Here is a 9,059-nt window from a genome sequence, read left to right on the forward strand (position 1 = left end):
TCAGCCTGCTGGAATCGATGAAGCGCCTGTTGGCCCTGGTCATGGATGCAATACGATCTACAGGAGAATTCTCGGAGCAAATAATTTCATCAATGATCGATGTAATCATGGGGACGGCTGTTGATATCCTGAATTCACACCAGGCGTGCACCGCTGTTTTAAACGGTAAAACAGTAAAATGAGGCAACCCCGAAAGTTGAGATTCAACCAATGTGCAGAGGTCACCAATCCAGGGTTCTTTTGTACGTCATTTTTATCTTTTAGGTACAGGTCAGGCATTTTTTCATAGAGACATTAGTCTGTAGCAACATGATAATCTGCTTGGGGTAGTCACTAATAATCTCCTGACAAGTGTTTCAGGCAAAATATCCAAAAGACTTGGGCATGCCTTCCTCATTAACCCTTTTCTTTCCGACCTTACCCAGCTTGTTTCGATATATTGTCATGCCATAGCTTACCAATATGTGTCGCCACATCCACTGCACCACATCAAGATAATTGGGGTTTCTCAACAGCATCACTTTGTCCGAGTAACCTGCTTGAATATTGGTTAAATAACGTTGATCTGCGAAGTGCCGGTAATTCTTCGGGGGATTTATCCACCCCTCAACTTCTCTGACAACGAATTGGCCCAATCAATACGAACTGTCAGGTATCGCGCCAAGGTGAACAGTTTTAACCGGGTCGGACCAGGCTATCGTGCTGAATTACTGATGTTTAAATCAATGAAATAGCTATTGTCTGGCCTTACAGTACTCTTTTTATCCCTAAAAAGGCTATTGTAAGGAGCTGAAGCCTCCTTCAGAACAATTCCTTCTTTTTCTGAGACAATCGAGCGCCCTTTCGCTCGTAAGCCAACTTTCTGGTGTATCTTTTTTGCAAAGTTCTCGCTTCGGACAGCAATTGATTCACTCCAAAGGCTCTTTCTTTTTTTAATATCAGTTTGTAATTATGCCTCCACACAGTAGTTATGTTCTTGCTGGAAACACGCATGATATAGTTGAGTATTCACAAGCCGTATCGTTTTTTTTGCTTCAAAAAGCCAGTGACGCCATCGTTTCCTGTCTTTTTTCAAAACGGAGCAGAAATTCTTGCTTATGACACCTGTGAGTGATGTGCCGGGCGAGTCCGGGAAGGTAGTGTCTGTGCATTCCTGGCATAAAAGGAATCTGTTTTAGTTGTTTTGCAGTAAAAGAATATTTTTTTAGAAGGTTTTTTTTGGGGGTAAAAAAAGAAAATTTTAAGGATGAAAGATGGGTGTCTTGATGAATTTTATAACGCCAAAACAAATGATTACTTTGGTCCGACCTCCTTCTTCCTTCTTCAGCTGTGCGGACAAACATGATCTATACCCATGCGGTGAAAAGTACGCCAAAGAAGGACGTAAAGAGCCCACTTGATTTTTAAGGTTTATGTTCTCGTGCCAATGCTAATCACCGTACTGTAATTTAAAAGCTGAATGTGCTAGCCGTTATCCTGTTATTCAGAGCGTAATGCTTCCAGAGGGTCAAGCCCGGCGGCCTGCCGGGCGGGGATGATGCCGGCAACAACGCCGATGCCCATGGCCAGTAGCTCGGCCAAAAAGACAAAGCTCCACGGGGTATGCACCGGCAGCAGCGGCACAAAGGTGTGGATGAGCAAGGCACAGGCAAGCCCCGCAGCCAGGCCGGCCGCCCCGCCGAGGGCCGCGAGCAGGGTTCCTTCCAGGAGAAAGATCAGCAGGATCTGCGCGCGCGTCGCCCCCAGGGCGCGGAGCAAGCCGATTTCACCAGTCCGTTCGCGCACGGCAATGGTCATTACCGTGAAAATGCCCACACTGCCCACCAGCAGAGAAATGCCGCCCAACGCTCCCACCGCCACGGTGAGCATGCCCAGCACCGAACCGAGCACATCAAGCATCTGTTGCTGGGTGGTGATGGTGAAATCCTCCTGGCCATGGCGCTGCAGCAGCACCCGCTTGATAGCCGCCGCCATTTCATCGGCGTCCGCGCCTTCCTGGTAGAGGACATCGATCTCCATCAAGCCGTCGCGATTGAACAGATCCAATGCCCGTACCGCTGGAATGTACACGGTGTCATCCATATCAAAGCCGAGGATCTGCCCTTTGGATTCCATCACCCCGATGACCCGCCCGGGCTGGTTGCCGATCTGGATACGCTGGCCCAGTGGATTCCGACCGGGAAACAGTTCCTGCCGGGTCTTATAGCCAAGCACCACATAGGGCCGGGCACTGCGGGCATCGTCCGGCGGCAGAAAGCGACCGCTTTTCACCTGCATGCGAAAGGCGCGATCCATATCCGGCCCAACTCCGTAAATAGTGATCCGCCGGGTGCGGCCATTGGCCTTGACCTCGGCATTGCCCTGGACTAAGGGCACCGCTGCCTCGACCCGGGGGATCTGCGCCAAGGCATCGCAGTCATCCAGGGTGAGCAATCGTTCGGAACCAATTACCCCGAGGGACGTGCCCATGGTGGTGACCTTGCCTGGATTGATGGCGATCAGATTGGTGCCAAACTGGGTGAATTCGGTCAGAACAAACCGCTGCAGCCCCTCGCCCATAGAGGTGAGCAGGATGACCGCGGCAATGCCCACGGCAATACCCAGACCGGTAAGGAACGAGTGCAGCCGTTTGGCCCGGATGGAAGTGGTGACGAAATGTACCTGATCCCAGAGATCCATAGGCTCGCCTCAGTGTTTAGCCAGCGCCTGGATGGGATCAAGGCGGGCGGCCCGACGGGCGGGCAGCAGGGAAAAAATAAACCCGGTGCCCAGGGCCGTACCCAGGGCGGCGGCAATGGCCCAGGGCGGCGGGGTAGTCTGCAGGGTCGGGTAGAACTGAACAACCAGCCAGGAACCGGCGAAACCGAGCGTCATCCCGATCAAACCGCCGATGGTGGAGAGCAGCAGGGCCTCGGTCACCACTAGCAGCATGATCTGCAATTGACTGGCACCCAGGGCCTTGCACAGTCCGATTTCCGCAGTCCGCTGGGCGACCGCCATCAGCATGACGTTCATGATCAGAATTCCGGCCACCACCAGGCTGATCCCGGCAATGCCGGCCACAGTCAGGGTGAGCACTCGGAAGATTTTGTCAAACGTGGCCAGCACCGAATCCTGGGTAATGATGGTCACATCCTCCTCGCCATAATGCCGTTTGGCAATGGTGGAACTGATGTGCTTCTTCAGGCGATCCAGGACATCCAGATCCTTGGCCTCAATCAGGATACGGAACAGGCCCTCGGTGTTGAGCAGCATCTGGGCAAAGGCCACCGGCACTATCACCAGTTCTTCGGTATCCAGCCCCAGGGAGCGTCCCTCCGAGCCGAGGATGCCGATAACCCGGCAGCGGAACCCGCCGAGCCGTACCATTTCCCCCAGCGCGTTCTGCGTGCCGAACAGTTCCCGATAGACCTTGGCACCGATTACGCAGACAGGCCGGGCTATTTCCATATCCTCATCAGGAAGAAAAACACCTCGCTCCATGGTGAGATGATGAATCTCAAGGATTTGCGACGTGGAACCAATCAGCGGCACCTGTCGTTCTTTGCCCCGCCAGGCGATGCTCAATTCGCCGATATTGACCGGGGTCAATCGGCGGACGGTATCACCCCGCATAAGCGCTCTGGCGTCGCCCAGGGTAAGATCGCGCGGGGTTTCGCCCACCAGGGTGGCCGGGGTATTGGAAGCAGTTTCCGTGCGTCCTGGAATAACGATTACCAGATTGGTGCCCAGTGAGGCAAACTGATCAACAATGTACAGACGGGCACCGTTGCCGATGCCGGTTAGCAAGACCACCGAGGCCACGCCGATACTCATGGCCAGCAGCATCAGCAGGGTACGGACCCGATTGCTGCCGAGGCTATGCATGGCAAAGCCAATGGTGTCAAGGGGCCGCATGGCTGGCTCCACGGAGGCTATCGGCTGCGATTTGGCCGTCCACCACCCGAACCTGGCGCCTGGCCCGCCTGCCGATTTCCGGATCATGGGTCACCACCACCAAGGTGAGGCCCTTGCTGTTCAGCCCTTCCATTAATTCGACGATTTCAGCCCCGGAATGGCGGTCCAGGTTCCCGGTGGGTTCGTCGGCCAGCAGCACCGCAGGCTCGTTGATCACAGCTCTGGCAATCGCCACCCGCTGGCGCTGCCCTCCGGAGAGTTCGTCCGGGCGATGATTGCTCCTGGCAGCCAGCCCGAAGGCCTCGATCAGACGGGTGCTGCGCGCCTGCCGTTCCTTGCTCGGTACTCCGGCCAGGAGCAGGGGCAGCTCAATGTTTTGCTGGGCAGTGAGGCGGGGAATGAGATGAAAAAACTGAAAAATAAAACCGATTTTGCGACTGCGGGTGGCCGCCAGTTGATTGTCGCTGAGGCTGGTGACATTTATCCCTTCCAGGAGATAGGTACCGCTGTTGGGGGTATCGAGCAGGCCCAGGATATTAAGCAGGGTCGACTTGCCGGAGCCGGAAGGCCCCATGATCGACAGGTATTCGCCCAGTTCTATGGTCAGAGATATCCGGTCCATGGCCCGCACCTCCTGCCCCCCCACGTTGAAAATACGGCTGACTTCACGCAGTTCGATCATGGCGTGGCTGCCTGCTGTTCCATCTGGACCAGCACCCCGTCGGCCAGTCCCTTGCGGTCAATGGTGGTCACCACCCGATCGCCCCTGGAAAGGCCCGAAGTGACTTCAGTAAACTTCCAGTTGCTCAGGCCGGTGGTAATTTTTCGGCGCTCGATGCGGTTCTTTTCCGGCTGGACACGATAGACATAGCTCTCTTCCAGTACCGCCTCGCTGGGGATGCGGAGGACATCCGCGCGGGTATCGATGATAATCTCCACATCGGCACTGTAGCCGGCCAGCAGATTTTCCGGTGCGGAATATTCGGTAAAATCAGCCTCGATCTCCACAGTGCGTGCCTGTTTGGCCACTTCGAGCACATACGGGGCAATACTGTGCACGCGGCCCGGAAAGGTCTGTTTGGGAAAGGCGTCGAGACTGACTCGAACTTCCATGCCTGTCCGTACCTGGGCGGCATCGATCTCGTCAATGGGTGCCGTGACATAGAGCGATTGCATATTGATTAGGTCCACCGCCGGCAGGGTGGCGATTCCCGGCGGGGAAGGGGTGAGATATTCGCCGATCTCCCCGTTGACTTCGGCAACAATGCCGTCAAAGGGGGCGGTGAGAATAGTCCGCTCCACCATGGCGTCGGCTGCCTCCACCTGGGCCACACTGACTGCTCGCCGGGCCTTGGCTGCCTCGCAACCTGCTTTCCGGGCCTGGGCTGCGGCAACTGCCTCATCATACCTGGCTTCAGAGGTGGCGCGGGTCCCGCGTAATTCCTTTTGCCGTTTGGCCTGCCTTTGGGCAAGATCGGCCATCAGACAGGTTTCTCGAACCGTGGCCTCAGCCACCAGCACCTCGCTTTTGGCCAATTGCAATTGCGCCTGCAGATCCTTGTTCCACAGGGTGAGCAATACCTGCCCTGCCTTGACCACATCCGACTTACGCACGTTGAGGGTGGCAATCTGGCCGCCTGTCGCAGGAGTCAAATTGGCTCGATTGCGGGCCTTGATCGAACCGGCTCGCGTATTGGCTACCGTAGCCTCCACCACACCGCTGTCCACCGTCTGTGCCGTAACATTGATCGGCTTTTCCCTGGTCAGGTAGCGGTAGCCGAAAAAGAGGCCGACAGCAATGATCGAAATGCTGAGCAAATAGGCTTTTTTCATGAGTTTGAGATGGTGCTTTCCTCTTGAATTCTGGCAATGGCGAGGGCCTTTTAATGGGGGACCCTTTTTTTCTTTTTGTTATTTGCCCTTCACCTCCATTTAGATAAGTAGTGGATAAACCTCAAAGGTTTAATGTAATTATAAATCCTACAATTACCCACAATTTTAATGCCATTACATTTAATATGTTGTGATTTTTTTCGTCTAATCGCGGTGCTGACCCGCGCCGTGGGCAGCGCAAGCAAGTGTAGCTTGGTTGTGATGTTTACTATGTCGGGTCCAGTTTTTTGTGTACGCCCGGCATGGGCGTGAACTTATGGGGTGCAAATTCCCTGTATGTAAGCCCTGTTACTGCCGCGATGCCAGGAACTTAAATACTAGTCGAAAGCAAGGTTGAGCTTATAAGAAAATATACCTGTCCCCTTTTTGCTCGTTCGACTGTGTCCTATTGCAAAGTCCGCAAATCATTAAAGTTGAACGTCCATTTTGGCTTTTCCGGAGAGCGGGTTAAAGTGTCATTCTGTTTTGCGGGGAATCCCTCTAAAATAGAATAATCCGGAAAGGTGGCTCGCTGTTTCACAAGGGTTCCTGCCTTAACAATGGAATGTTTACCAACCTTGCTGGAATCACAAACGATGCTTCCAGGTTCTACCACCGTGCACTCTCCAATTTCACAACCATGAATCATACAACCGGGACCAATAATGACATGGTCCTCAAGAATCAATTGATTATCAGGTAAAAGATGTAGAACGGTATTTTCTAAAATTTGAACGTGATTGCCTATTCGAACGGGACCATGAGAATCCCCAATGATTTTCACCCCTGCTCCAATAACGCAATGTTCTCCAATAATCACATCGCCGGTGATCTCTGAAGAATCAAAAAGGAATGTTGTGTCTGCGATTTGAGGTGATTTGTTTTTATACGAATATACTTTTCCCATAGGTTTTCCTTCCGTTAATACCAACTGAACAATTTGGTCCGCTCTCTCGGACAAGGAAATATCGCCTCCTCGCATTCGCGAGATCATGGCCTGGTCCTCCTCTGTTAACGACCGAATGATTCGCCCGGGTCGCCCCACCACCACTGAATGCTCAGGAACGACCATGCCCTCTGGAATAAGAGTTCCCTCGCCCAAGATACAACAACTTCCAAGGGTGGAACCTGGCATCAAAACACAACCATTGCCGATTTCACACAAATCGCCAACCGTAGCGCCAATGATAAGGGTTCGGTGTCCAAAAACGACTTTGCGGCCCACCGCTGTTTTCAATTCAGGGTGTCCCATAAGGACACAATTTTCCAATACAGCACTGTTATGGCCAATAGCGATCCCTTCAGGCACTGATCGTAGGATTGCTCCTTGAGCAAGGTACGTTTGATGTCCCAAATGAACAAAGCCATATAGGGATGCTGAGTCTGCTTTTGTAAAATTGTTCATTTTTTAATTTCAAAAATGGCTTATGGACTATTTTATCAAGTCGTGACAGGTTGTATCTTTATAAAAAATGCTTTGTCGTTGCAATTGTCGAACGGTTTGGATAACCGGCGGCGACGAGACTTTTGCGACCCGCCGAGCTATTCGAAGATTTGCGGAGCTATTTTCCGTCCGCGTAAATTATTTTGTTAGCGCATTTTTAGAATCCGGAATCGAATTTAAGAATGTCCATCATTCTACCAGCGAGAAGTTTTAAGTTGGAGTTTACCAACTTGCATAAGCATTCCAAGCTCATCACGAGATACCCATTCTTCAGCAATTTTCCCGTTTTCAAGGCGAAAAATTACCATTGCATCCCAATGTATTGTTTTTCCGCGGACATCAAATTTACCAATTCTGCTGCGCAAGAGAGCTTTAACAGAAGAATGAGTCATCTGGTGGCTTAATCTCACAAAAACGCGATCGCCGGATGCAAAAATGTCATGGATTGTTGTCTTGAAGGTATGGGGTGAGAGCGCTGATTGAAACAACGGTTGAATTTTACTAAGATTGGATAGTACGCCTTCAGGTCTGTGCATCATAATATCTGTAGTAAACAATTCGTTCATAATATCAAACTGTTTTCCGTCAAGGACATCCTGAAAATATCGTTGCACAACCGATTTATTGTGCTCTTCAACAGAAGAGGAGTGGCTTTTCTGTTCTGCCTGACACGGACTTCCACTAAACATGAATACACTAAATAGGGTAATAGATATAACCAGTCCTACATTTTTCATAATTGTTTCCTATGATGTCCAGCTATCAAGTTATCCTGTTTCCTGCTCTATATAATGACAACCTTCCTGGATATAAAGTTAACAGGATAATATTCATGTTACAAATCCCTGCACCAATTACCCAGCCTGCTCCAATTTGACATTATCCACTGTACAGCTGCAGCCAAAGATACTTCAAAAAAAATGCTTAACAAAAATTATCTCAATCAAAGGTCGAGTAGACCGGTTCCTTTAGTGAAGAGCAGTTATCCACAGCGAGTCTTTTATTGACGCCTTGCCGCACGCGGCTACTACGTGCCTGCTATTTCATTCTGTTCCTACTATTGTCCCCGGCCCCTCTCAGAACCGTGCTTGCGCTATTTACGCACACGGCTCCTCACATAGGATCACTGATCATCTGAACATACTGACCATTATTCGTGGTTTAGGGAGGGGGAATCGCGTTAGCACTACGTTGAACTTTTCCCAATTAAGGCAGCTTCTTTTTCCTCTACGGTTCAGCCACTTGAACAGCAACCTTTTCACGGCGTGTTCAAATCGCCTAATACCACGATAGTTGTCGGTAACACCGTAGTAGTTGTAATGGCCCCTTAATTTGGAAGCGGCTATTGCCCAGATTTCCTTGGTCTTCAAGGTCCTGGACTTCTTCAGCCACTCTTTAAAAATTTGTAGCTTAGCGATAAACTTCTTGCGGGCAGTAACCCGCTTCATTCGAAACCCCGTGCCATTCCGTCTTGTGGAGCAATAGTGGGTGAGGCCTAGAAAATCAAAGCTCTCTGGTCTCTTTCCTCTTTTTGCAGCATTTTGAACGGCAAACCTGCCAAACTCCATCACTTTGGTCTTGGTCGGCTCTACCTCAAGGCTAAATTTGCCCAATCGTTGCCCAAGTTCATCCCGAAAACGTTCTGCATCTGCCTTGTACTGAAAACAGACCACAAGTCGAGTAGCCCGAGGGAACTTCCCCCTCAGGCTCTCACAGAAACGGACATGAGCGTCTCCGCTCATCCGGCTCCTATCATCCAGCCGCTGCATAGAGTAATCTCCAATGAGCAAACAGGTCAGGTTGCTTTCGCGCAATACGATCCAACCAATGCCCTGCCCTTCGGCGA

The 9,059-nt window shown here is 51.3% G+C and carries 9 protein-coding genes and 2 pseudogenes; 1 reads left to right on the top strand and 10 read right to left on the bottom strand.

The features are described 5' to 3' along the window. Positions 1–182: hypothetical protein (locus JWH17_RS22210; protein WP_205224896.1), on the top strand; the 182-nt coding region annotated here is incomplete at its 5' end. 174 nt (positions 183–356) lie between these two features. Here JWH17_RS22210 and JWH17_RS22215 read toward each other — a convergent pair. The 10 genes and pseudogenes from JWH17_RS22215 to JWH17_RS22250 all read right to left on the bottom strand — a co-directional run. After that, positions 357–518, bottom strand: coding sequence for a hypothetical protein (locus JWH17_RS22215; RefSeq protein ID WP_205224897.1), 162 nt, complete (start codon positions 516–518; stop codon positions 357–359). Between the two features lie 493 nt (positions 519–1,011). Continuing rightward, positions 1,012–1,160: pseudogene (locus JWH17_RS24915) on the bottom strand (transposase); the annotation flags it as partial. Between the two features lie 319 nt (positions 1,161–1,479). Then, positions 1,480–2,679, bottom strand: a complete 1,200-nt coding sequence (locus JWH17_RS22220; RefSeq protein WP_205224898.1) for an ABC transporter permease — start codon at positions 2,677–2,679, stop codon at positions 1,480–1,482. 9 nt (positions 2,680–2,688) lie between these two features. After that, complete coding sequence (locus JWH17_RS24920; protein WP_438941068.1) at positions 2,689–3,015, bottom strand: ABC transporter permease; 327 nt, start codon at positions 3,013–3,015, stop codon at positions 2,689–2,691. 168 nt (positions 3,016–3,183) lie between these two features. Then, positions 3,184–3,984, bottom strand: a pseudogene (locus tag JWH17_RS24925) (ABC transporter permease); the annotation flags it as partial. Then, a complete protein-coding gene (locus JWH17_RS22230; protein WP_205224900.1) occupies positions 3,884–4,579 on the bottom strand; it encodes an ABC transporter ATP-binding protein in 696 nt (231 codons plus the stop codon). The pseudogene JWH17_RS24925 and the gene JWH17_RS22230, both read right to left, overlap by 101 nt. Next, on the bottom strand, positions 4,576–5,730 hold the full coding sequence (locus JWH17_RS22235) for an efflux RND transporter periplasmic adaptor subunit (RefSeq protein WP_205224901.1): 1,155 nt from the start codon (positions 5,728–5,730) through the stop codon (positions 4,576–4,578). The genes JWH17_RS22230 and JWH17_RS22235 overlap by 4 nt, the downstream gene beginning before the upstream one ends. Before the next feature lie 445 nt (positions 5,731–6,175). Beyond that, positions 6,176–7,174 carry a hypothetical protein gene (locus tag JWH17_RS22240; protein ID WP_205224902.1) on the bottom strand — a complete coding sequence of 333 codons (999 nt, stop codon included), beginning with the start codon at positions 7,172–7,174 and terminating at the stop codon, positions 6,176–6,178. Positions 7,175–7,407: 233 nt separating this feature from the next. Beyond that, positions 7,408–7,950 carry an ester cyclase gene (locus JWH17_RS22245; RefSeq protein WP_205224903.1) on the bottom strand — a complete coding sequence of 181 codons (543 nt, stop codon included), beginning with the start codon at positions 7,948–7,950 and terminating at the stop codon, positions 7,408–7,410. A gap of 393 nt (positions 7,951–8,343) precedes the next feature. Next, the coding region (locus JWH17_RS22250) for an RNA-dependent RNA polymerase family protein (protein WP_205224904.1) at positions 8,344–9,059 on the bottom strand (716 nt) is incomplete at its 5' end.

Source organism: Desulfogranum marinum, assembly GCF_016918565.1.
Taxonomy (GTDB): Bacteria; Desulfobacterota; Desulfobulbia; order Desulfobulbales; family Desulfobulbaceae; genus Desulfogranum; species Desulfogranum marinum.

Coding starts and splice junctions, on each gene's coding strand:
- JWH17_RS22240 (WP_205224902.1), bottom strand. CDS start 7,174: ATGAACAATTTTACAAAAGCAGACTCAGCATCCCTATATGGCTTTGTT.
- JWH17_RS24920 (WP_438941068.1), bottom strand. CDS start 3,015: ATGAACGTCATGCTGATGGCGGTCGCCCAGCGGACTGCGGAAATCGGA.
- JWH17_RS22215 (WP_205224897.1), bottom strand. CDS start 518: ATGCTGTTGAGAAACCCCAATTATCTTGATGTGGTGCAGTGGATGTGG.
- JWH17_RS22230 (WP_205224900.1), bottom strand. CDS start 4,579: ATGATCGAACTGCGTGAAGTCAGCCGTATTTTCAACGTGGGGGGGCAG.
- JWH17_RS22220 (WP_205224898.1), bottom strand. CDS start 2,679: ATGGATCTCTGGGATCAGGTACATTTCGTCACCACTTCCATCCGGGCC.
- JWH17_RS22245 (WP_205224903.1), bottom strand. CDS start 7,950: ATGAAAAATGTAGGACTGGTTATATCTATTACCCTATTTAGTGTATTC.
- JWH17_RS22235 (WP_205224901.1), bottom strand. CDS start 5,730: ATGAAAAAAGCCTATTTGCTCAGCATTTCGATCATTGCTGTCGGCCTC.